This window comes from Streptomyces sp. SP18CS02 (genome assembly GCF_036322365.1).
Classification (GTDB): domain Bacteria; phylum Actinomycetota; class Actinomycetes; order Streptomycetales; family Streptomycetaceae; genus Streptomyces.
The window spans coordinates 327,907-350,788 of sequence record NZ_JAQYXC010000289.1; the positions used below are offsets into that span (position 1 = coordinate 327,907).

Consider the following 22,882-nt stretch of genomic DNA (forward strand, 5'->3'; position numbering starts at 1 on the left):
CGGCCCTTACACTGGGCGCAGCGAAAGGTGTGGATGGGGACGAGTAGCGTCGTACGCAGCCATGAGCGACCCGGGGACGGTGAGAGCCCGGGGGTGTGCGCGTCGTGAAGCATCACCCCGGAGCCGCCGGAAGAACGTCTCGACCCGTGGGCGCCGCCCGCGGGCAAAGGCCAGTAGACCCGGCATCGCGACCCCAATGAGGGGGCTCAGGGCCCAGCAGCGGCCCGGGGCCAAGGAGGGTGGTACCGCGGGAGCACCAGGGGCTCTCGTCCCTCCGACGGAACGAGGAACAGTCCGCCGGAGGAGACCGCCGATGACACCGCCGCAGTACCGCCAGGTACCCGCCCAGGTCGACCTGCCCGCCCTCGAGCACGCCGTGCTCGATTTCTGGCGCGAGAGCAAGGTATTCGCCAAGAGCCTCGAACAGTCCGAGGGCCGCCCCGAGTGGGTCTTCTACGAAGGCCCGCCGACGGCCAACGGCATGCCCGGCGCCCACCACATCGAGGCCCGCGTCTTCAAGGACGTGTTCCCGCGCTTCAGGACGATGCGCGGCTACCACGTGGCCCGCAAGGCGGGCTGGGACTGTCACGGCCTGCCCGTCGAGCTCGCCGTCGAGAAGGAGCTCGGCTTCTCCGGCAAGAAGGACATCGAGGCGTACGGCATCGCGGAGTTCAACGCGAAGTGCCGCGAGTCGGTGACCCGCCACACCGACGCGTTCGCCGAGCTCACGACCCGCATGGGCTACTGGGTCGACCTGGACGACGCGTACCGGACCATGGACCCCGAGTACGTCCAGTCCGTCTGGTGGTCGCTCAAAGAGATCTTCAACAAGGACCTGCTGGTCCAGGACCACCGGGTCGCCCCCTGGTGCCCCCGCTGCGGCACCGGCCTGTCGGACCACGAGCTGGCGCAGGGCTACGAGACGGTCGTCGACCCGTCCGTCTTCGTCCGCTTCCCGCTGACCTCGGGACCGCTCGCGGGCGAGGCGGCGCTCCTGGTGTGGACGACCACCCCCTGGACCCTGGTCTCCAACACCGCGGTGGCCGCCCACCCCGAGGTGACGTACGTCGTCGCCACCGACGGGACCGAGAAGCTGGTCGTCGCCGAGCCGCTGCTGGAGAAGGCGCTGGGCGAGGGCTGGGAGGCCACCGGCCGGACGTTCACCGGCGCCGAGATGGAGCGGTGGACCTACCAGCGGCCGTTCGCCCTGGTCGACTTCCCGGCGCCGGCGCACTACGTCGTCAACGCCGAGTACGTCACCACCGAGGACGGTACGGGTCTGGTCCACCAGTCCCCCGCGTTCGGTGAGGACGACCTCAAGGTCTGCCGCGCGTACGGCCTGCCGGTCGTGAACCCGGTCCGCCCCGACGGCACCTTCGAGGAGGACGTGCCGCTGGTCGGCGGTGTCTTCTTCAAGAAGGCCGACGAGGCTCTCACGGCCGACCTCCAGGCCCGCGGGCTGCTCTTCCGGCACATCCCCTACGAGCACAGCTACCCGCACTGCTGGCGCTGCCACACGGCGCTGCTGTACTACGCACAGCCGTCCTGGTACATCCGTACGACCGCGGTCAAGGACCGTCTCCTCCAGGAGAACGAGAACACCAACTGGTTCCCGGACTCGGTCAAGCACGGACGCTTCGGCGACTGGCTGAACAACAACGTCGACTGGGCGCTCTCCCGCAACCGTTACTGGGGCACCCCGCTGCCGATCTGGCGCTGTGAGGACGACCACCTCACCTGCGTCGGCTCACTCGCCGAGCTCAGCGAGCTGACGGGCACCGACCAGTCGTCGCTGGACCCGCACCGCCCGTACATCGACGCGGTCACCTTCCCCTGCCCGACCTGCCGGCGCACGGCGACGCGCGTCCCCGAGGTCATCGACGCCTGGTACGACTCGGGATCGATGCCGTTCGCGCAGTGGGGCTACCCGTACAAGAACAAGGAGCTCTTCGAGAGCCGCTACCCGGCGCAGTTCATCTCGGAGGCCATCGACCAGACCCGTGGCTGGTTCTACACGCTGATGGCGGTCGGCACCCTGGTGTTCGACAAGTCGTCGTACGAGAACGTGGTCTGCCTGGGCCACATCCTGGCCGAGGACGGCCGGAAGATGTCCAAGCACCTGGGCAACATCCTCCAGCCGATCCCGCTCATGGACCAGCACGGCGCCGACGCGGTCCGCTGGTTCATGGCGGCCGGCGGATCGCCCTGGGCGGCGCGTCGCGTCGGGCACGGCACGATCCAGGAGGTCGTGCGCAAGACGCTCCTCACGTACTGGAACACGGTCGCCTTCCAGGCGCTGTACGCCCGTACGGCGGGCTGGGCACCCTCCGCCGCCGACCCGGCGCCCGCCGAGCGGCCCCTGCTGGACCGCTGGCTGCTCTCCGAGCTGCACGCGCTGACCGACCAGGTCACCCAGGCTCTGGAGGCGTACGACACCCAGCGCGCCGGCAAGCTGCTGTCGGCGTTCGTGGACGACCTGTCCAACTGGTACGTCCGCCGCTCCCGGCGCCGCTTCTGGCAGGGCGACGCCGCGGCGCTGCGGACCCTGCACGACGTGGTCGAGACGGTCACGCGCCTGATGGCGCCGCTGACCCCGTTCATCACGGAGCGGGTCTGGCAGGACCTGGTCGTCCCGGTGGCCCCGGACGCCCCGGAGTCCGTCCACCTGTCCAGCTGGCCCGAGGCCGACCTGTCCGCGATCGACCCGGCCCTCTCGTCCCAGATGGCGCTGGTCCGCCGCCTGGTCGAACTGGGACGCGCGACCCGAGCGGAGTCGGGCGTCAAGACCCGCCAGCCCCTCTCGCGCGCCCTGGTGGCGGCCACGGGCTTCGAGGCGCTCTCCCCGGAGCTTCGCGCGCAGATCACCGAGGAGCTGAACGTCTCGTCCCTGGCCTCGCTCTCCGAGGTCGGCGGCTCGCTGGTCGACACGACGGCCAAGGCGAACTTCCGCGCGCTGGGCAAGCGCTTCGGCAAGGGCGTCCAGGACGTGGCCAAGGCGGTCGCCGCGGCCGACGCCGCCGCGCTGTCCCTGGCCCTGCGCGAGGGAAGCGCCCCGCTGTCCGTGAACGGCGAGACGATCACCCTCACCCCGGACGAGGTCATCATCACCGAGACCCCGCGCGAGGGCTGGTCGGTCGCCTCGGACTCGGGAGCGACGGTCGCCCTGGATCTGGAGATCACCCCGGAGCTGCGCCGTGCGGGCCTGGCCCGTGACGCGATCCGGCTGATCCAGGAGGCCCGCAAGAACAGCGGCCTGGACGTCGCGGACCGCATCGCGCTGCGCTGGCGTTCGACGGACGAGGAGGTCGCCGAGGCCCTGACGGACCACGCCGGGCTGATCGGCGACGAGGTCCTGGCGACGGACTTCTCCGCGGCCGAGGCCGACGCCACGTTCGGCGACCCGTTCACGGACGAGTCGCTGTCGCTGACGTTCCGCCTCCGCAAGGTGTGAACGGGCGGGTGCCTCACACGCACGGCACCTGACCGCGCGGACACGACCGCGCGCGGGGCGTGACCCCGCGCCTCGAAGGGCCCGGCCACCTTCTGGTGGCCGGGCCCTTCCGTGTACCGGGGGCGCCGGCCACCAGGAGGTGGCCGGCCCTTCCCTGTCCCTCGCACGGGGCCGGCCGGCGCCGAGGCCGCTCGGGCACATCCCCGCGACGGAGGAGCGTGAAGCGGCGCTCGCCCCCGTGTCGCATCACCCCCATGAGCGCCCCACCGGCTTCCGAGCGCCCCCGCCCGCCACGGGGCGCCCCGGCCAACCCGGTGATGGCCCGGCCCGCGCCCCGGCCAACCCGGTGATGGCCCGGCCCGCGCCCCGGCCGACCCGGTGACGGCCCGGGCCGGCGGCCCCGCCGTCCGCGTAGCTGGTCGGCGGCACACCGCCGGTCCGCGCACCTCTCGGGCACGGCAAAAGGGCCGGGGCCCGGAACGTGTGTTCCGGGCCCCGGCCCTGCAGCCTGCCGACGGCTACGCGCTCGTCGCGCGACCGGCCGCCGTCAGTTGTCGTCCTCGTCGATCAGGAAGCCGCGCATCGGCGAAGGAGCCTGCTGCATCGGCTGCGGCGCCTGCGGCCGCACCGGTGCCATCGGCTGGGTCATCGCCGGGGACATCTGCTGCTGGCCGCCGTAGGACGGGGCACCGCCCATGGCCGGGTTGCCGCCCATGGACTGGTTGCCGCCGTACGACGGGGCGCCCGCACCGGCCGACGCCATCGACGGGGACGGCGGCAGCGAAGCGGCCGCCGGCGTCCGCGGCGGGGCCAGCGAGTCGTCCGCCTGGGTCTCCAGCTGACGGAGCTGGCTCTCCAGGTAGGACTTCAGACGCGTGCGGTACTCGCGCTCGAAGCCGCGCAGGTCCTCGACCTTGCGCTCCAGCGTGGCGCGGGCGGACTCCAGGGAGCCCATCGCGACGCGGTGCTTCTCCTGCGCGTCCCGCTCCAGCGCGTCGGCCTTGGCGCGCGCGTCGCGCTCCAGGCCCTCGGCGCGCGAACGAGCCTCACCGACGATCTTGTTGGCCTCGGAACGGGCCTCCGCGATCGCCTGGTCCGCGGTCTGCTGGGCGAGGGAGAGCACGCGCGCGGCGCTGTCGCCGCCGGGGCCCTGACCGGGCTGCGGCATCTGCGGGCCGTGCCCGCCCATGGGGCCACCCATGTTGCCGCCCATGTTCCCGCCCATGGTGTTGCCCATCGGGCCACCCATGGGACCGCCCTGCATCGGACCGGGGCCCATGGGGCCGCCGGGGCCCTGGGGGCCACCGTGGCTGGGACCGGCCGGCAGCTGGGGAGCACCACCGGGCAGCTGGGGCGGACCCATCTGCGGGGGCTGCTGCTGGACCGGCGGACCGGATATGGCGGCGGGAACGGGAGCCCCGGGACCGACCGGACGGTCCTGCGGCTCCGGCTTGCGCATGCCCTGCTGCTGCTGGTTCTGCGCGGCGGCGCGCGTAGCGGCCGCCAGCTTCGCGCGCAGGTCCTCGTTCTCGCGGAGCAGGCGGGTCAGTTCGGCCTCGACCTCGTCGAGAAAGGCATCGACCTCGTCCTCGTCATAGCCTTCTCGGAGGCGGACGGTCGTGAACTGCTTGTTCCGCACGTCCTCGGGGGTCAGCGGCATCTCTTCTTCACCTCTACGTAGTCGTCGGCAGTCGGCAGGACCGTATCGCTCACATCCGCATCGCGAAGCCGTTCACGATGGAGATCAGGATGTAAACGATGATCATCAGGACGAAGAAGGACAGGTCGAGTGCCACGCCCCCGAGACGCAACGGTGGGATGAACCGCTGCAGAAGCTTCAGTGGTGGATCGGTGACAGTGTAGGTGGCCTCAAGAACGACCACCATCGCCTTGCCGGGTTGCCATGCGCGGGCGAACTGGAAGACGTACTGCATGACCAGTCGGAAGATCAGAAGGATCAGGAAGCACATCAGCGCGATGTAGACCACCTGTAGTGCGACGCCCATCCCGCGCTTCCCTCTCCCCTGGATCTCTTGTCCACCGGCCTTGCGGCCGGGCCGTTCCCGGTGTCGTGTTCTCAGCTCTGGTTGAAGAATCCGCCCTCTGCGATGCGGGCCTTGTCCTCCGCCGTGACATCGACGTTAGCAGGCGACAACAGGAACACCTTCTGCGTCACGCGCTCAATGCTGCCATGCAGACCGAAGACCAGACCGGCGGCAAAGTCGACAAGTCGCTTCGCGTCCGTGTCATCCATCTCGGTCAGATTCATGATCACGGGCGTGCCCTCGCGGAAGTGTTCCCCGATGGTACGGGCCTCGTTATAGGTCCGCGGGTGCAGCGTGGTGATGCGGTAGGGCTCCCGCTCGGACACGACCTTGGGCATGATCACCGGTGCGTTCTTCTCCAGGCTCGGGCGTTCAGGTGTGATGGATGCCACGGGGGCGATTCGCGCGGGACGTCCGCTTTCAGCGGGAAGCGGAACCGGGTCCCGCTGGACGGGCGGCTGGGGCACCACGCGCACCGGCTCCTCGCGCTCCACCTGGTGCGGAGGCTGGTGGCGCCGCCGGTCCCGCTCGGGCTCGGGCTCCAACTCGGGTTCGAAGTCGTCATCGGGGTCGAAACCCCGGCCGTCGTACCCATCGTCCTCCACGAGGCCGAGGTAGACCGCCATCTTGCGCATCGCGCCGGCCATTCTCTGAGTCCTCCGCTCTGTGGTGGATCGGCATCGTCACCAAGTGCCCGCGATCCACTGGGCCTGTCCGCTATTCGGCGGAAATGACCATATTTTCTGCTGTGGTCCGACTTGCTTCGCGACGTTACCCGAGCCGGGGTCGGTCTCCGAGTACCGCCGTACCGATGCGTACATGTGTCGCCCCGGCCGCCACGGCCTCTTCGAGGTCCGCACTCATCCCTGCTGACATCATGTTCGCAGCCGGATGAGTCATGCGCAGGCGGGATGCCAATTCCATCAGCCGATCGAACGCCGCCCGTCGGCGCCCGGCGTACGGCCCGGCCAGCGGCGCGACCGTCATCAGCCCGCCGAGCCGCAGCCCCGGCGCCGCGGCCACCGCGGCCGCCAACTCCTCGATGCCGTCGGGTGCCACACCACCCCGATCGCCCCGCTCCCCCGCCTCGGCGTCGAGGGCGACCTGGATCAGACAGTCCAGCTCGCGCCCCGCGCGCTCCGCGGCCGCCGACAGCGCGGTGATCAGCTTCGTACGATCGACCGACTGTACGACCTGGGCATAGGAGGCAACGGAACGAACCTTGTTGGTCTGCAACTGACCGACGAAGTGCCATGTCAGATCGAGGTCCGCACACGCCGCCGCCTTGGGCGCCGCGTCCTGATCACGGTTCTCCGCCACGTGCCGGACCCCGAGCTCGTGGAGCAACCGCACGTCCGACGCCGGGTAGGTCTTGGTCACCACGATCAGGGTCACCTCGTCCCGCCGGCGCCCCGCGGACGCGCAGGCGGAGGAGATACGTTCCTCCACTCGCGCCAGGTTCTCGGCGAGTTGCGTCTTGCGGTCCGTCATCAGCTATCCGTCCAACCAGACATATCCGGCGAGCCGCCCGGTGGTGCGGTCGCGGCGGTACGAGTAGTGGTCGCGCGATTCCAGGGTGCACACCGGGGAGGCCCGCCGGTCCCGCACGCCCAGGGCGTCGAGTTGGGCGTGCACTCCGGCGGCCACGTCGACGGCCGGGGTGCCCCAGCTCGTCTCGGCCCGGGCCGCCGGTTCGACGGCCGCGACCTCGTCGCGCATGGCCGCGGGCACCTCGTAGCAGCGCCCGCAGACGGCCGGTCCGGTGCGGGCGGTGATCCGCGACGGTTCGGCACCCAGATCGATCATGGTTCGGACGGCGGCCGGTACGACGCCCGCGACCAGTCCCGGGCGGCCGGCGTGGGCAGCGGCCGCGACCCCCGCGACCGGGTCGGCCAGCAGGACCGGGACGCAGTCCGCGGTCAGTACGGCGAGTGCGAGGCCGCGCCGGGCCGTGACCACGGCGTCGACCGCCGGAACGCGCTTGCCGCCGTGGGCGTCCGCGGCCCACGGCCCGTCGACCACGGCGACGTCCCGGCCGTGCACCTGGTTCATCCAGATGACCAGCTCGGGATCGAGCCCCAGCGAACGGGCCGTCAGCTCCCGGTTCGACAGGACGGCGGCGGGGTCGTCCCCGACCGCCCCACCGAGGTTGAGCTCTTCGTACGGAACGGCGCTCACCCCGCCCCACCTGTCGGTGAAGGCGAAGCGCGCGCCGCTCACGGAGTCGTGCTGCCCTATCACTTCACGACGTCACTTCAGGAAGTCCGGGACGTCCAGCTCTTCGGCCTGGGAGTCCGGGTAGGGGCGGGCCGGCGGGACCGCCGGCTGGGGCGCCGGCGACGACAGCGGGGACTCGCTCACCGCCGGAGCCGGCTCGGCCACGTGCACCGGCTCCTCGCGCACCGGGACGGTGCCGAGTCCGCCGACGGGACGCGGGTTGCTCTCGCGCGGCGCGGGCGCCGGCTCCTCGCGCTTGGCCGAGGCCGAGCCGAGGACGTTGTCGCGCCGGGCCGGGGGCTGGCCGCCGTCGAAGCCGGCCGCGATGACCGTGACCCGCACCTCGTCACCCAGGGCGTCGTCGATGACGGCGCCGAAGATGATGTTGGCCTCGGGGTGGGCGGCCTCGCTCACCAGCTGAGCGGCCTCGTTGATCTCGAAGAGACCGAGGTCCGAGCCGCCGGAGATGGAGAGCAGCACCCCCCGGGCGCCGTCGATGGACGCCTCCAGGAGCGGCGAGGAGATCGCCATCTCGGCCGCGGCCACCGCGCGGTCGTCGCCGCGCGCCGAGCCGATGCCCATGAGCGCCGAACCCGCCTCGGACATGACCGACTTGACGTCGGCGAAGTCGAGGTTGATCAGACCGGGGGTGGTGATGAGGTCGGTGATGCCCTGAACGCCGGAGAGCAGTACCTGGTCGGCGGACTTGAACGCGTCCAGCACGCTGACCTGGCGGTCCGAGATGGACAGCAGCCGGTCGTTCGGGATGACGATGAGGGTGTCGACCTCTTCGCGGAGCTCGGCGATGCCGTCCTCCGCCTGGTTGGCGCGGCGCCGGCCCTCGAAGGTGAACGGCCGGGTGACCACACCGATCGTCAGGGCGCCCAGCGAACGCGCGATGTTGGCGACGACGGGTGCGCCACCGGTGCCGGTGCCGCCGCCTTCGCCGGCGGTGACGAAGACCATGTCGGCCCCCTTGAGGACCTCCTCGATCTCCTCACGGTGGTCCTCTGCCGCCTTGCGACCGACTGCCGGGTTCGCCCCGGCCCCGAGGCCACGGGTGAGCTCACGGCCGACGTCGAGCTTGACGTCGGCGTCGCTCATCAACAGCGCTTGCGCGTCCGTGTTGATGGCGATGAACTCGACGCCCTTGAGACCGACCTCGATCATTCGGTTGATGGCATTGACACCACCGCCGCCGACACCGATGACCTTGATGACTGCGAGGTAGTTCTGCGGTGCTGCCACGTCGAAGGCCTCTCGCCTCGAGTTACGTGTCGTCACTACGCGGTGGTTGTCGCGCCGTGACGACGGATGCCGATGGGACGGTCCGAAATGCCGACCCAAACCCTAACGTTGAAGTTTAGGGTTACCAGTGTGACTGTTCGCTGGACTCTTCCGAACAGGACACTAAGTCGACAAGTGGCGCACGTTCAACGAACACGCCGAACCTCCCGTTTTTCTTTTCACCCTATGTGATCACCCATAGCGCTGACCAACCAGGGTGCTGGCCAGCGCATATGTGCGTCAACTCCCGGACGCCGCCAGGGCGGTGGGGGCACTCACGTCGAAGTGTCCCGCTTTGGGCGCCGCTTTCATCAGTGCCGTGAGCGCCCGGGCCTTCGCCTCGCCGTCCTCGCCACTGCCCCAGACCACCGTCCGGCCGCCCGACAGCTCCAGGGTGACGGAGTCGTACGAGCGGACCCGGACGACCCCGGCATCCCGGGCGACCGCCGCCGGGAGATCCCCCGCCACGCCCACCGCCTCCAGGGTCAGCCGGTCGGCGTCGAACCGGCGCAGGCTGGGCGAACGGCTCACCGTCAGATCCAGCCGTGGCACGCCTTTCGGGGGCGTGTCGACCGTGGCGAAACGCACACCTTTGACGTCCACTTCGATGAACTTTCCGCCCTTTTCGATCAGCAGAACCGGCTTCCGCTCGGTCACCTTCAGACCGATTCCGTGCGGCCACGAGCGGACGACTTCCACCGAGTCGATACGCGGCAGCTTCCGTCGGAGCCGATCCTCGATCTCACCCACATCGACGGAAACCAGCGGATCTCCGAGCGGTACGGCGGCGGTCCTCTTCACCTCATCGGGCGTCAGGACGCGCAGACCGGAGACACTCACCCGCTCGACCCGCAACCAGTCCGAACCGTAGAGCACCCAGGTTCCGCCGATGACGAACACGAGGACGGACAGGATCAGAAGCAGGGCACGCGGGCCCGGCACCCGGCGACGGCCGCCCCTCGGCCGCCCCGGACGGGAGGGCCGGGCCGACGACGGCCCCTTGGGCTTCCGGGCGCCCCGTTCGGCGGTCGTCGGTCCGGCCATGCTCCCTGCCTTCTCACGCCTCGCGGCGTGCCCTGGAGGTCACGCGGGCGGAGCCCGCGGTCCCGCGTCCTACCCGCGCGACCTCTGGATCGCTTCGTAGACCATGCCCACGAGCAGCTCGTCGGCGTCCCGGCGGCCGAACTCGGCGGCGGCGCGGGACATCTCGTACAGCCGGTGCGGATCGGCGAGCACCGGGAGCACGTTGCCCTGGACCCACTCGGGCGTCAGCTCGGCGTCGTCGACCAGCAGTCCACCGCCGGCCTTGACCACCGGCTGGGCGTTCAGCCGCTGTTCGCCGTTGCCGATCGGCAGCGGTACGTACGCGGCGGGCAGCCCCACGGCGGAGAGTTCCGCGACGGTCATCGCGCCCGCGCGGCAGAGCATCATGTCGGCCGCGGCGTACGCGAGGTCCATCCGGTCCACGTACGGTACCGGGATGTAGGGCGGCATTCCGGGCATGTTGTCGACATGCGGCAATTCGTTCTTCGGGCCGACCGCGTGCAGGATCTGGATGCCGGAGCGCTGGAGCACCGGCGCGACCTGCTGGACGACCTCGTTGAGCCGGCGGGCGCCCTGCGAGCCGCCCGAGACCAGGAGCGTCGGAAGGTTGGGGTCGAGCCCGAACGCGGCGCGCGCCTCGGGGCGCACCCGGGCGCGGTCGAGGGTGGCGATGGTGTGCCGCAGCGGGATGCCGATGTAGCGGGAGTTGCGCAGCTTGCTGTCGGGCGTGGCGACGGCGACCCCGGCCGCGTACCGGGAACCGATCTTGTTGGCCAGGCCGGGCCGCGCGTTGGCCTCGTGGACCACGATCGGCACACCGAGCCGTTTGGCGGCCAGATAGCCGGGCAGCGCCACGTAGCCGCCGAAGCCGACGACACAGTCGGCCTTGGTGCGCTCCAGGATCTGCTCGGCGGCCTTGATGGTGCCGCGCAGGCGTCCCGGCACGGTGATCAGCTCGGGGGTGGGCTTGCGGGGCAGGGGGACGGCGGGGATGAGCGCCAGCTCGTAGCCCCGCTCGGGTACGAGGCGGGTCTCCAGACCGCGCTCCGTGCCCAGGGCCGTGATCCCCACGGTCGGGTCCTGCCTGCGCAGGGCGTCCGCGAGGGCGAGCGCGGGCTCGATGTGGCCGGCGGTCCCCCCACCGGCGAGTACGACATGCACCGAAATTCACCGCTCTCCGGACGGACGCTTCTTGACGCGCCGTCGCATCGACTTCCAACTCACCCCGGCCCTTTTACCAAACCCGGGCTGCCGCATGGCCAGGGCCGCTCTCGCGGCGGGCTCCTCCCGCGCGAAGGCGATCAGCAGTCCGACGGCGAACATGGTCGGCAGCAGGGCCGAACCCCCGTACGAGAACAGCGGGAGGGGGACACCGGCGATCGGCAGCAGGCCGAGCACCGCACCGATGTTGACCACGGCCTGGGCCGTGATCCAGGTGGTCACACCTCCCGCGGCATACCTCACGAAGGGGTCCTCCGTGCGTCCGGCCACGCGGATACCCGCATAGCCTAGAGCCGCGAACAGGGCGAGCACCGACAGCGTCCCCGCCAGCCCCAGTTCCTCCCCGGTGATGGCGAAGATGAAGTCGGTGTGCGGTTCGGGGAGTTGGCCCCATTTTTCCACACTCGCACCGAGGCCGGAACCGAACCATCCGCCCGACGCCAGAGCATAGATGCCGTGCACGGCCTGCCAGCACGAGTCCCCCGGCCCCGGCTCGGTGGCCCCGAGGCAGGCGAGCCGCGCCATCCGGTTCGGGCTCGTCCTGATGAGCATCACGCCGATCGCGGCGGCGACCGCGAGGACGCCCACGAAGAGCCGGGTGGGGGCACCCGCCAGCCAGAGCAGGCCGAAGAGGATCGCGGTCAGGATGATGGCCGTGCCCATGTCCCCGCCGAGCATGATCAGCCCCAGCAGCAGGAACGCGACCGGCACGAGCGGGACCAGCATGTGTTTCCACTGGGTCAGCAGCCGCTTGTCCTGTTTACGCGCGAGCAGGTCGGCGCCCCACAGGATCAGCGCCAGCTTGCCGAACTCGCTGGGCTGGAGCTGGAAGGGGCCGCCGAGGTAGATCCAGTTCTGGTTGCCGTTGACCGCGTGCCCTATGCCCGGGATCTGGACGAGCACCATCAGGAAGACGGTCCCGACGAGCAGCGGGTAGGCCAGCGCCCGGTGCAGTTTGGCGGGCACCCGGGAGGCGAACAGCAGCAGCCCCGTGCCGATGGCGGCGGCCAGGAACTGCTTGCGGAAGAAGTAGGAGGCGGGCAGCGAGAGCTCCAGCGCCTTGATCATGGAGGCGGAGTACACCATCACCAGGCCGAGCACGGTGATCAGCATGCTGGCGCCGAGGATCACGTAGTAGGCGGTCAGAGGGCGGTCCCAGGCCCTGCGTGCCCGCTCGAAGAGCCCTCGCAGCCCGCTGCCGCGCGGCGGACGCGAGGGGCGGGGCTTGCGGACCGTGCCGCCGCCGCGGGCGGCCGGGGGCCGTCGCAGGCCCGCGGCCCGGCCGCGCAGGGCGAGCCCGGGCACGCCCGGGGCCGCCGGTTCGAGGAACGCCGGCGCGGACGCCCTGGCCCGTCGGCGTGCGGTGTCGTCGGCCGGCATGGTCGCTGTCCCCTCCAGTCGTGCCCGGCGCGGCCGGGCCTGGTGGCTGGTCAGTCGCGCTCGGCGGCGAGGGCGCGGACCGCGTCCGCGAACGCCTCGCCCCGCTTGTTGTAGTTGGCGAACATGTCCATCGAGGCGCAGGCCGGGGCGAGCAGAACGGTGTCCCCGGGCCGGGCGAGGCGTGCCGCTTCCCGGACCGCCGCCGACATCGCCCCAGTGTCGGTCCGGTCGAGGTCGACGACCGGTACCTCGGGGGCGTGTCGCGCGAGGGCTTCACGGATCAGCGCCCGGTCGGCGCCGATCAGTACCGCGCCGCGCAACCGCTTCGCCGACTTCGCCACCAGCTCGTCGAAGGTGGCGCCCTTGGCGAGGCCGCCGGCGATCCAGACGATCGGGTCGTACGCGGCCAGGGACGCCTCCGCGGCGTGGGTGTTGGTGGCCTTGGAGTCGTCGACGTAGGCGACGTCCGCCACGTCCTGGACGTGCTCGATGCGGTGGGCGTCCGGGCGGAAGGCGCGCAGTCCGTCGCGTACCGCGGTGGGCGGTACGCCGAAGGCGCGGGCCAGGGCCGCCGCGGCGAGCGCGTTGGCGATGTTGTGCGGTGCGGGCGGGTTGACGTCGGAGATCTGGGCGAGCTCCTGCGCCTGCTTCTGCCGGTTCTCGACGAAGGCGCGGTCGACCAGGATGTCGTCGACGACGCCGAGCTGGGACGGCCCCGGGGTGCCGAGGGTGAAGCCGATCGCCCGGCAGCCCTCCTCGACGTCGGCCTCGCGCACCAGGTCCTCGGTCGCCGGATCGGCCGCGTTGTAGACGCAGGCGACCGTGTTGCCCTCGTACACACGGCCCTTGTCGGCCGCGTAGGCCGCCATGGAGCCGTGCCAGTCGAGGTGGTCGGGCGCCAGGTTGAGTACGGCGGCGGAGTGGGCGCGCAGACTGGGCGCCCAGTGCAGCTGGTAGCTGGACAGCTCGACGGCGAGCACGTCGTACTTCTCCTCGCCGAGCACGGCGTCGAGGAGCGAGACTCCGATGTTGCCGACGGCGGCGGTCCTGAGCCCCGCGGCCTCCAGGATCGAGGCGAGCATCCGGACCGTCGTGGTCTTGCCGTTGGTGCCGGTGACCGCGAGCCAGGGAGCCGGCTCCCTGCCGTCCAGGCCGCGCAGGCGCCAGGCCAGCTCGACGTCGCCCCAGACCTCCACGCCCGCCTCGGCGGCCGCGGCGAACAGCGGCTTGCCGGGCTGCCAGCCGGGCGCGGTGACGATCAGTTCGGTGCCCTCCGGCAGGGTCGCCCCGTCGCCGAGGCGGACGGTGATGCCCTCCGCCTCCAGCTGCGCGGCCTGCGTGCGGGAGCGCTCGTCGTCGCCGTCGTCGACGACCGTGACGATCGCCCCGAGGCCGTGCAGGACGCGGGCGGCGGGGATGCCGCTCACGCCCAGACCGGCGACGGTGACGTGCTTGCCCTGCCAGGAGGTACTCACTTGTCGGCTGCCCATCCCGCGTAGAAGAGGCCGAGGCCCACGATGACGCACATGCCCTGGATGATCCAGAAGCGGACCACCACGAGGACTTCGGACCAGCCCTTGAGCTCGAAGTGGTGCTGGAGCGGCGCCATGCGGAAGACCCGCTTGCCGGTCATCCGGAAGGAGCCGACCTGGATGACCACCGAGAGGGTGATCAGGACGAAGAGACCGCCGAGGAGCGCCAGCAGCAGCTCCGTGCGGGAGCAGATGGCGAGGCCCGCCAGCGCGCCGCCGAGGGCGAGCGAGCCGGTGTCGCCCATGAAGATCTTGGCGGGCGAGGTGTTCCACCACAGGAAGCCGAAGCAGGCACCCATCAGCGCGGAGGCGACGACGGCGAGGTCGAGCGGATCCCGCACCTCGAAGCAGGCGTTCGGGTTGGTGAGGGTCATCGCGTTGGCGCAGGACTCCTGGAACTGCCAGAGACCGATGAAGGTGTACGCGCCGAAGACCATCACGGAGGCGCCGGTGGCCAGGCCGTCCAGGCCGTCCGTCAGGTTCACACCGTTCGACATGGCCAGGATCATGAACAGCGCCCAGACCACGAACAGCACCGGGCCGATCGTCCAGCCGAAGTCGGTGATGAACGAGAGCTTGGTGGAGGCCGGTGTCTGGCCCCGCTTGTCCGCGAACTGCAGGGCCAGCACCGCGAAGGCGATACCGACGATCAGCTGGCCGGCCATCTTCGCCTTGGCCCGCAGGCCGAGCGAGCGCTGCTTGACGATCTTGATGTAGTCGTCGAGGAAGCCGACCAGGCCCATGCCCGCCATCAGGAAGAGCACCAGCACGCCCGAGTACGTCGGGTCCTCGCCGGTGATGACCTTGGCCAGGGCGTACGCGATGATCGTGGCGAGGATGAAGGAGATGCCGCCCATGGTGGGCGTGCCCTTCTTGCTGCCGTGGGTCCGCGGGCCGTCGTCCCGGATGAACTGCCCGTAGCCCTTGCGGGCCAGGAGCTTGATCAGCAGCGGCGTGCCGATCAGGGTCAGGAAGAGCCCGATGGCTCCAGAGAAGAGGATCTGCCTCATCGGCCGGAGACCTGCCCCTCTGAAGACGCAGGGGTGTTCTCGATCAGTGCCAGGGCGACCTGCTCCAGCCCGACCGACCTGGACGCCTTCACCAGCACGACATCTCCCGGACGCAGTTCACTGCGCAACAGGTCGATCGCCGCCCGCGCGTCGGACACGTGCACCGACTCCTCACCCCACGAACCCTCGTTATATGCGCCCAGTTGCAGCCAGGACGCTTCCCTGCCCCCGACTGCGACGAGCTTGCTGACGTTGAGCCGGACGGCGAGCCGTCCGACCGCGTCGTGCTCGGCGAGCGCCTCGTCGCCGAGCTCGGCCATCCGGCCGAGCACCGCCCACGTGCGACCCCCTTGTGCCCGTGAGGCTTTGCCCATTGCCACGAGCGCGCGCAGGGCGGCTCGCATGGACTCGGGGTTCGCGTTGTAGGCGTCGTTGACGATCGTCACACCGTCCGGACGCTCGGTGACCTCCATGCGCCAGCGGGAGAGGGAGCCCGCCTCGGAGAGCGCGGTGGCGATCTCGTCGACGGACATGCCCAGCTCATGGGCGACGGCGGCCGCGGCGAGCGCGTTCGACACGTGGTGCTCACCGTACAGGCGCAAGGTCACGTCACTGCACCCGGTGGGTGTGTGAAGCCTGAAAGAGGGCTGTCCGTTGTCTGTGAGCCGGACATTCTCGGCGCGTACGGCGGCTTCCGGGGTCTCCCCGAAGAAGGTCACCCGCGCCTTGGTACGGGTCGCCATGTCCCGTACGAGAGGGTCGTCCGCGTTGAGCACGGCCACGCCGCCCGCTTCGGCGGCGGGCAGCGCCTCGACGAGCTCACCCTTGGCCTGGGCGATCTGCTCGCGGCCGCCGAACTCGCCGATGTGGGCGGTGCCGACGTTCAGGACGAGTCCGATCGTCGGGGGGGTCAACTCGGTGAGGTAGCGGATATGGCCGATTCCGCGCGCTCCCATTTCCAGGACGAGGTGCCTGGTGTCCGTGGTGGCGCGCAGTGCGGTGAGGGGCAGTCCGATCTCGTTGTTGAGCGAGCCGGGCGTCCAGACGGTGGGGGCCTTGCGCTCCAGGATCTGGGCGATCAGGTCCTTGGTGCTGGTCTTTCCGGCCGAGCCGGTCAGCGCGACGACCTGGGTGCCGAGCCGTTCGACGACGGTGCGGGCCAGCCGGCCGAGGGCCGCCTGGACGTCGTCGACGACGATGGCGGGGACCCCGACGGGCCGGGCGGCCAGCACGGCCACGGCACCGGCGTCGACGGCGCCCCGCGCGTAGTCGTGGCCGTCCACGCGCTCGCCTTCGAAGGCGACGAAGAGGCTGCCGGATTCGACCTGACGGGAGTCGATGACGACGGAGCCGGTGACCAGTGCGGCCGGATCCGGTATGTCGTACGGCTGCCCGCCGACGATTTCGGCGATCTCGGTGAGGGAGAGGGCGATCACTACTTCATCCCTGACTGTTCTGGATGGCTTCCCGCAGGACCTGGCGGTCGTCGAAGGCGCGGACCACCCCTGCGATGTCCTGGCCCTGCTCGTGGCCCTTGCCCGCGACGAGCACCGTGTCGCCCGGCTGGGCGCGCGCGACGGCCGCGGCGATGGCCGAGGCCCGGTCGGCGTCCACCAGCACGTCGCCGCGCTCGTGCGCGGGCACCTCGGCGGCGCCTGCGAGCATCGCGGCGAGGATCGCGAGAGGGTCCTCCGAGCGGGGGTTGTCGGAGGTCAGTACGGCGGTGTCGGCGAGCCGCGCGGCGGCGGCGCCCATCGGCCCGCGCTTGGTCACGTCCCGGTCGCCGCCGCAGCCGAGCACGATGTGCACCCGGCCCTCGGTGACCTTGCGCAGGGAGCGCAGGACCGATTCGACGGCGTCCGTCTTGTGGGCGTAGTCGACGACCGCGAGGTAGGGCTGGCCGGCGTCGATCCGCTCCAGGCGGCCCGGCACGCCGGGGACGGCCGCGATGCCGTCGGCGGCGGTCTGCGGGTCGAGCCCGGCGACGGCGAGGGTGACGACGGCGGCGAGGGTGTTGGCCACGTTGAACGGGCCGGGCAGCGGGGCCGCGGCGCGGATCCGCTCGCCCTGGGGGCCGACGACGGTGAAGGTGGAGCCGACCGCGGTGATGTCGACGTCCTCGGCCCGCCAGTCGGCGTCCGGGTGGCCCTCGGCGGAGAAGGTCACGATCGGCACGGACGCCTCCTTGACCAGCCTCCGTCCGTACTCGTCGTCGTGGTTGACCACTCCCCGGCGCGAGCGCAGCGGTGTGAACAGCTGCGCCTTGGCCTGGAAGTAGTCCTCCATGTCGGAGTGGAACTCCATGTGTTCCGGGCTGAGGTTGTTGAAGACGGCGACGTCGAAGACGCAGCCGTCGACCCGGCCGAGCACCAGCGCGTGGCTGGAGACCTCCATGGCGACCGCCTCGACACCGCGTTCGCGCATCACCGCGAACAGGGCCTGGAGGTCGGTGGCTTCGGGGGTGGTGCGTTCGGACTTGATGCGCTCGTCGCCGATGCGCATCTCGACCGTGCCGATGAGGCCGGTCCGGGTGCCGGACGCCGTGGTGCGCTCCCCTTCCCCGCTGCCGCCGCGGGCCGGCAGCGCGGCGCGCAGGCCCCCTTCCACGAGGTAGGCCGTGGTGGTCTTGCCCGAGGTTCCGGTGATGCCGATCTGGAGCAGGCCGGCGCCCGGCCGTCCGTAGATCTCGGCGGCGAGATCGCCCATCCGGCCGCGCGGGTCCTCGGTGACGAGGACCGGGAGGCCGGTCCCGGCGGCGCGCTCGGCGCCCGCCGGGTCGGTGAGGATCGCGGACGCGCCGAGACCGGCGGCCTGGGCGGCGAAGTCGGCGCCGTGGAAGCGGGCGCCCGGCAGCGCGGCGTACACGTCCCCCGGGCGGACCGCCCGTGAGTCGTGGGTGATCCCGGTCACCTCGCCGCTGCCCGGGGACGGGCTCCCCAGCCTGGCGGCCAGTTCACCGAGGGGTGTGGGGCGGACCTGGGCCGGACGGGGCGCTCCCGGGTGTTTCGCGGGGGCGTCCTTCTGGGCGGTACGGGACTGATCAGCGTGTGGCACGGCGGTGAGCGTACCGGGCGTACCCGCCATCGGGCTAAATGAGGGCGTGCGGGCAGCGGGTGTGCCGTGGCTGTCCGGACGGTTCCCGGGGTCGGGGGTGATCGTTGTCACTGGGGGCTCCCGCCGGCTCACTCGCCGGGTTCGAACGTGACCGGCAGACGAGCCGGTTCCTTGCCGGTCGGCGCGACTTGCAGGGTCTTCAGGGCGAACTCCATGACCTTCTTGTAGATGGGTCCGCAGATCTGACCGCCGAAGTAGCTGCCCTTGGTGGGGTTCTGGATGGCGCAGTAGACGGTGATGTGGGGGTCGTCGGCGGGCGCGAAACCCGCGAAGGAGGCCGTGTAGCCCTTGTAGCGGCCCAGGACCGGGTCGACGCGGTTGGCGGTACCGGTCTTGCCGGCGACCCGGTAGCCGGGGATGGCGGCCTTGGTCCCGGTGCCCTCCTCGTTGCCGACCACCGATTCCAGCATCGCCGCCAGGGTCCTGGCCGTCTTCTCGCTGACGACCCGGGTCTGCTTGGGGGCGGGGGCGGGGGTGAAGCGGCCGTCCGGCCCCTTGGTTCCGCGGACCAGGGTGGGCTCGACGCGTACGCCGCCGTTGGCGATGGTGGAGTACACCGAGGCCGCCTGCATGGCGTTGAGCGAGAGGCCCTGGCCGAAGGGGATCGTGTACTGCTGCGAGGTGGACCAGTCCTGCGGTTCGGCGAGGATGCCGGAGGTCTCGCCGGGGTAGCCGAGGCCGCTGGGGCTGCCGATGCCGAATTTGCGCAGGTAGGAGTGGAGGACCTTGTTCGCCTCGGCCTGGGTGGCGCCGAGCTGGCCGGTGGCCAGGATGGTGCCGATGTTGCTGGACTTGGCGAGGACGCCGTTGAGCGTCAGGTACCAGGTGGGGTGGTCGATGTCGTCCTTGAACAGCCGGTCGCCGCGGTGGAGCCGGTTGGGCACGACGACGTGGGTCCCGGGGGTGGCGGCCCCCTCCTCCAGGACGGCTGCCATCGACATGACCTTGCTGGTGGAGCCGGGTTCGTAGGCGTCCTGGAGAGCGGCGTTGCCCATGGCGGCGGAGTTGGCCTCGGAGAGGTCGTTGGGGTCGAATCCGGGGGCGTTGGCCATGGCCAGGACCTCGCCGGTCCTGGCGTTCTGCACTATGACGTACCCGCGGTCCGCGGCGGAGGCCGCCACCTGTTCGGTGATGGCCTGCTGCGCCGCCCACTGGATGTCCCGGTCGATGGTCAGCTCGATGTCGGAGCCGGGGACCGCGGGCGTCTCGCGGGCGCCCGCGGTGGGCACCCGGCGGCCACCGGACTGGGCGTAGGTGATCTCGCCGTCCTTGCCGGCCAGCTCCTTGTCGAGCATGGTCTCCAGGCCGCCTCCGCCACGGCCGTCGGCGTTGACGTATCCCAGTATCCCGGCGGCCAGCTCGCCGTTCGGGTACACCCGCTTGCTGCTGGTCTCGTTGAAGACGCCGGCGAGCACGCTGACGCCGGTGCCGCCCTGGGCCTTCCCGGCGCGGGCCTTCTCGGCGAAGACCTTCTTCAGGTCCTTGATCTGGTTCCACACCTGGGGCGTCTGGCGGCGGGCCAGCACGGTGTACCGGGACTTGGGCGTCCTGAGCTTCTCGGCGAGCTCGGCGGGCTGCTTGCCGAGGATGGGGGCGAGGAGCGCGGCGGCCTGCTCGGGGGCGTCGGCGACCTTGCTCTCCTGTGGGGTGAACATCTTGGGGTCGGCGGTGATGTCGTACGCGTCGACGCTGGCGGCCAGGGCGACGCCGGCGCGGTCGGTGATCTCGCCCCGCTCGGCGGCCAGTTTGTGGCTCAGGTAGCGGTTCTTCTCCGCCTTGGCGGCGTACGCGCTGGCGTCGACGGCCTGGACCTGGAGCAGGCGCACCACGAAGGCCAGCATGACCAGGGTCAGCCCGAGGCTGACCAGCCGCAGCCGGGGGCGGTGGCTGCCGAGCCGGATGGTGCGGGCCCTGGCGGGTGTGCGGGGGGCCTGGCGCGGACGGCGCGGGACCGGGCGGTGCGCCCGGGCGGGCCCTGGCACGCGGCGGCGCGGCTCTTCCTTGGGGGGCACTGCGTCACCTGCCGGAGGTCGTCGGGGCGGAGGGAGCGGCAGGGGCGGCGGGCCCGGCGGTCTGCGGCACGACCGCGCCGGCCGCGGGCGCCGAGGGTTCCGCGGCGGGCTCGGCCGTGGCCTCGCGGGGCACCCCGCGGACCGTGCCGTCCGGGTCCAGGAACGCGGGGCTGCCGCCGGGCACCATGCCGAGCTCGCGGGCGCGGCGCTCCAGGGCGTCGGGGGCGGAGTGGTCGTCCACGTCCCGCTGGAGCGCCTGCTCCTCGTCGGTGAGTTCGGTGGTCCTCTTCTTCAGCTCGCTGAGCTTGAAGGATCCCTGGCTGAGGGAGGAGTTGAGCAGCAGGAGGGTGATCAGTCCGCCGCCCAGGAGCAGCACGACCAGCAGGACGAAGGGGGTGCGGGCCGCGGTGCTGGGCCCGGACGGCATCAGCCGCGCGAGCCGCGCGGCACGCCCCTTCAAGGGCCCTGCCTTCGTCACGTGTCCTCCCTGATCCGTTCGGCGCCCCGGAACCTGGCCGGGGCGGCCCGGCGGTTCTCGGCGATCTCTTCCTCGGTGGGGAGTTCGGCACCGCGCGTCAGCAGCTTGAGCCTGGGCTGGTACCGCTCGGGCACGACGGGCAGGCCGGGCGGTGCGGTGGTGGCGGCACCCGCCGCGAACACCTGCTTGACCAGCCGGTCCTCCAGCGAGTGGTAGGACAGCACCGCGATGCGGCCGTGGACCGCGAGGCTCTTGACCGCCGCGGGGATCGCCCGCTCCAGGACGGTCAGCTCGCCGTTGACCTCGATGCGCAGCGCCTGGAAGGTCCGCTTGGCCGGGTTGCCGCCGGTGCGCTTGGCGGCCTGCGGGAGGGCGTCGCGGATCAGCTCGACGAGGCGGGCGCTGTTGGTGAACGGTTCCTTCTCCCGTTCCCTGACGACCGCCGACACGATCCGCTTGGCCTGCTTCTCCTCGCCGTAGGCGCGCAGGATCCGGACCAGCTCGCCGGCGGGGTAGGTGTTGAGGACCTCCGCCGCGCTGACGCCGGTGGTCTGGTCCATGCGCATGTCCAGGGGGGCGTCCTGGGCGTAGGCGAAGCCCCGGTCCGCCTCGTCGAGCTGCATGGAGGAGACGCCCAGGTCGAACAGGACGCCCTGGACACGTGGCACGGAGAGCCGGTCGAGCACCTCGGGCAGCTCGTCGTACACGGCGTGCACCAGGGTGGCGCGCTCGCCGAAGGGGGCGAGCCGCTCCCCGGAGAGCCGCAGCGCCTCCTTGTCGCGGTCGAGGGCGATCAGCCGGGCCTCGGGGAAACGGGTCAGCAGCGCCTCGCTGTGGCCGCCGAGGCCGAGGGTGCAGTCGACGACCACCGCACCCGGCTCGGTCAGCGCGGGGGCCAACAGGTCCAGGCACCGCTGGAGCATCACCGGGACGTGTCGGGTCTGGCTCATGCGCCCTCTCAGGTCGGGCGCGACCATACGTACCGCCCGGCCCCGGCCCTCTCCCCGGCGGACGCCGGGGGGGCTCCCGCGGAGGGGAGGTCCGCCGGCGCCGGAAAGGGCATCGGCCGACCGGCGAGCGGGAGGAGGCCGAGCCGTACGTACCGCCGCGCACGTGGGGAGAAACTGCGGAAACTGCTCAATGTCTCCGTGAACTTCGCGCCACTTTAGTCCACTCCCCCGCCCGGTCAATCAACCGGCCAGCGCGTCGCACGGGGCGTCCACGCAAGGGGATCAATCGGGATATCTCACCCATATGGGTGCGCGACACCCACGACTGTGGGTTACCTCACAACAAGCCTTATTGACGTTCTTTGTCCCGTCTCACGGCAGGCTTTCACGCCACGTGACCATTAACGTCATAGCCATGTCGACTTCCGCGCATTCCTCGACCGGCGCGATCAGCCCCGACGCTACGGTCACCGACCGTCTCGTCGAGGCGAACAAGCGCTACGCCGCCGATTTCACGGACCCCGGGATGGACGCGCGACCTGTTCTTCAGGTCGCCGTCGTCGCCTGCATGGACGCCCGGCTCGACCTGCACGACGCACTCGGCCTCGAGCTGGGCGACTGCCACACCATCCGCAACGCGGGCGGCGTGGTCACCGACGACGTCATCCGGTCACTCACCATCAGCCAGCGGGCGCTCGGGACCCGCAGTGTGGTCCTGGTGCACCACACCGGCTGCGGCCTCGAATCACTCACCGAGGAGTTCCGCCACGAACTGGAGCAGGAGGTCGGCCAGCGCCCCGCCTGGGCGGTGGAGGCCTTCCGTGACGTGGAGCAGGACGTCCGGCAGTCGATGCAGCGGGTGCGCACCTCCCCCTTCCTGCTGCACACCGACGACATCCGCGGCTTCGTCTTCGACGTGAAGACCGGACTCCTGCGCGAGGTGGACGCCGCCGCCTGACCGTCCGGCCCCCTTCTCCAGGCTCGGCACCACCTCGAATGCCGCAACCCCCGACATATCGAACAGGGTTATCCACAGGCAAGTGACACCAAGCGGCAACGCCAACAAGAATGCGGGGGTGACACCCTTTCCGGAACCGTCCGGGAGCGGTGTCCGTGTTTCGGGGTGGGCCGGGCCGTCAGC

The 22,882-nt window shown here is 71.1% G+C and carries 18 protein-coding genes; 2 read left to right on the plus strand and 16 right to left on the minus strand.

Annotated elements, in window-relative coordinates:
• The first annotated feature begins 313 nt into the window (after nt 1–313).
• Nucleotides 314–3,451 carry an isoleucine--tRNA ligase gene (ileS, locus tag PUR26_RS21830; RefSeq protein WP_329874127.1) on the plus strand — a complete coding sequence of 1,046 codons (3,138 nt, stop codon included), beginning with the start codon at nt 314–316 and terminating at the stop codon, nt 3,449–3,451.
• 547 nt (nt 3,452–3,998) lie between these two features.
• Here the strand turns inward: ileS and PUR26_RS21835 are convergent.
• The 16 genes from PUR26_RS21835 to rsmH form a co-directional block, all read right to left on the minus strand.
• On the minus strand, nt 3,999–5,111 hold the full coding sequence (locus PUR26_RS21835) for a DivIVA domain-containing protein (RefSeq protein ID WP_329874128.1): 1,113 nt from the start codon (nt 5,109–5,111) through the stop codon (nt 3,999–4,001).
• Between the two features lie 49 nt (nt 5,112–5,160).
• Nucleotides 5,161–5,457 (minus strand): YggT family protein, encoded by a 297-nt coding sequence (locus PUR26_RS21840; RefSeq protein WP_329874129.1) that lies wholly within the window; start codon nt 5,455–5,457, stop codon nt 5,161–5,163.
• Nucleotides 5,458–5,528: 71 nt separating this feature from the next.
• Nucleotides 5,529–6,143, minus strand: a complete 615-nt coding sequence (locus PUR26_RS21845) for a cell division protein SepF (protein ID WP_329874130.1) — start codon at nt 6,141–6,143, stop codon at nt 5,529–5,531.
• Between the two features lie 124 nt (nt 6,144–6,267).
• Complete coding sequence (locus PUR26_RS21850; protein WP_329874131.1) at nt 6,268–6,987, minus strand: YggS family pyridoxal phosphate-dependent enzyme; 720 nt, start codon at nt 6,985–6,987, stop codon at nt 6,268–6,270.
• Between the two features lie 3 nt (nt 6,988–6,990).
• On the minus strand, nt 6,991–7,737 hold the full coding sequence (gene pgeF, locus PUR26_RS21855; protein ID WP_329874132.1) for a peptidoglycan editing factor PgeF: 747 nt from the start codon (nt 7,735–7,737) through the stop codon (nt 6,991–6,993).
• Between the two features lie 9 nt (nt 7,738–7,746).
• Nucleotides 7,747–8,961, minus strand: a complete 1,215-nt coding sequence (ftsZ, locus tag PUR26_RS21860; RefSeq protein WP_329874133.1) for a cell division protein FtsZ — start codon at nt 8,959–8,961, stop codon at nt 7,747–7,749.
• Between the two features lie 279 nt (nt 8,962–9,240).
• Nucleotides 9,241–10,044, minus strand: coding sequence for a cell division protein FtsQ/DivIB (locus PUR26_RS21865; RefSeq protein WP_329874134.1), 804 nt, complete (start codon nt 10,042–10,044; stop codon nt 9,241–9,243).
• Between the two features lie 69 nt (nt 10,045–10,113).
• The gene (gene murG / locus PUR26_RS21870) at nt 10,114–11,205 is read right to left on the minus strand and encodes an undecaprenyldiphospho-muramoylpentapeptide beta-N-acetylglucosaminyltransferase (RefSeq protein WP_329874135.1); all 1,092 of its coding nucleotides are present in this window, start codon (nt 11,203–11,205) and stop codon (nt 10,114–10,116) included.
• 6 nt (nt 11,206–11,211) lie between these two features.
• Nucleotides 11,212–12,645, minus strand: a complete 1,434-nt coding sequence (ftsW, locus tag PUR26_RS21875; protein ID WP_329874136.1) for a putative lipid II flippase FtsW — start codon at nt 12,643–12,645, stop codon at nt 11,212–11,214.
• Nucleotides 12,646–12,695: 50 nt separating this feature from the next.
• Entirely contained in the window at nt 12,696–14,135 is a 1,440-nt protein-coding gene (gene murD, locus PUR26_RS21880) for a UDP-N-acetylmuramoyl-L-alanine--D-glutamate ligase (protein WP_329874137.1), read from the minus strand.
• Nucleotides 14,117–15,187 (minus strand): phospho-N-acetylmuramoyl-pentapeptide-transferase, encoded by a 1,071-nt coding sequence (mraY, locus tag PUR26_RS21885; protein ID WP_329874138.1) that lies wholly within the window; start codon nt 15,185–15,187, stop codon nt 14,117–14,119. The genes murD and mraY overlap by 19 nt, the downstream gene beginning before the upstream one ends.
• Nucleotides 15,184–16,623: a UDP-N-acetylmuramoyl-tripeptide--D-alanyl-D-alanine ligase gene (locus tag PUR26_RS21890; RefSeq protein WP_329874139.1), complete on the minus strand. Its 1,440-nt coding sequence runs from the start codon at nt 16,621–16,623 to the stop codon at nt 15,184–15,186. The genes mraY and PUR26_RS21890 overlap by 4 nt, the downstream gene beginning before the upstream one ends.
• Nucleotides 16,624–16,627: 4 nt before the next feature.
• Nucleotides 16,628–18,352, minus strand: coding sequence for a UDP-N-acetylmuramoyl-L-alanyl-D-glutamate--2,6-diaminopimelate ligase (locus tag PUR26_RS21895; protein ID WP_329874140.1), 1,725 nt, complete (start codon nt 18,350–18,352; stop codon nt 16,628–16,630).
• A 17-nt stretch (nt 18,353–18,369) separates the two neighbouring features.
• Nucleotides 18,370–20,313 carry a peptidoglycan D,D-transpeptidase FtsI family protein gene (locus tag PUR26_RS21900; protein WP_329874141.1) on the minus strand — a complete coding sequence of 648 codons (1,944 nt, stop codon included), beginning with the start codon at nt 20,311–20,313 and terminating at the stop codon, nt 18,370–18,372.
• Between the two features lie 4 nt (nt 20,314–20,317).
• The gene (locus PUR26_RS21905) at nt 20,318–20,791 is read right to left on the minus strand and encodes an FtsB family cell division protein (RefSeq protein ID WP_329874142.1); all 474 of its coding nucleotides are present in this window, start codon (nt 20,789–20,791) and stop codon (nt 20,318–20,320) included.
• Complete coding sequence (gene rsmH / locus PUR26_RS21910) at nt 20,788–21,741, minus strand: 16S rRNA (cytosine(1402)-N(4))-methyltransferase RsmH (RefSeq protein WP_329874143.1); 954 nt, start codon at nt 21,739–21,741, stop codon at nt 20,788–20,790. Before rsmH ends, PUR26_RS21905 begins: the two co-directional genes overlap by 4 nt.
• A gap of 415 nt (nt 21,742–22,156) precedes the next feature.
• Between rsmH and PUR26_RS21915 the strand changes: the two genes are divergently transcribed.
• A complete protein-coding gene (locus PUR26_RS21915) occupies nt 22,157–22,699 on the plus strand; it encodes a beta-class carbonic anhydrase (protein WP_329874144.1) in 543 nt (180 codons plus the stop codon).
• The last annotated feature ends 183 nt before the right edge of the window (nt 22,700–22,882 follow it).

Coding starts and splice junctions, on each gene's coding strand:
- ileS (WP_329874127.1), top strand. CDS start 314: ATGACACCGCCGCAGTACCGCCAGGTACCCGCCCAGGTCGACCTGCCC.
- PUR26_RS21835 (WP_329874128.1), bottom strand. CDS start 5,111: ATGCCGCTGACCCCCGAGGACGTGCGGAACAAGCAGTTCACGACCGTC.
- PUR26_RS21840 (WP_329874129.1), bottom strand. CDS start 5,457: ATGGGCGTCGCACTACAGGTGGTCTACATCGCGCTGATGTGCTTCCTG.
- PUR26_RS21845 (WP_329874130.1), bottom strand. CDS start 6,143: ATGGCCGGCGCGATGCGCAAGATGGCGGTCTACCTCGGCCTCGTGGAG.
- PUR26_RS21850 (WP_329874131.1), bottom strand. CDS start 6,987: ATGACGGACCGCAAGACGCAACTCGCCGAGAACCTGGCGCGAGTGGAG.
- PUR26_RS21865 (WP_329874134.1), bottom strand. CDS start 10,044: ATGGCCGGACCGACGACCGCCGAACGGGGCGCCCGGAAGCCCAAGGGG.
- ftsW (WP_329874136.1), bottom strand. CDS start 12,645: ATGCCGGCCGACGACACCGCACGCCGACGGGCCAGGGCGTCCGCGCCG.
- murD (WP_329874137.1), bottom strand. CDS start 14,135: ATGGGCAGCCGACAAGTGAGTACCTCCTGGCAGGGCAAGCACGTCACC.
- mraY (WP_329874138.1), bottom strand. CDS start 15,187: ATGAGGCAGATCCTCTTCTCTGGAGCCATCGGGCTCTTCCTGACCCTG.
- rsmH (WP_329874143.1), bottom strand. CDS start 21,741: ATGAGCCAGACCCGACACGTCCCGGTGATGCTCCAGCGGTGCCTGGAC.
- PUR26_RS21915 (WP_329874144.1), top strand. CDS start 22,157: ATGTCGACTTCCGCGCATTCCTCGACCGGCGCGATCAGCCCCGACGCT.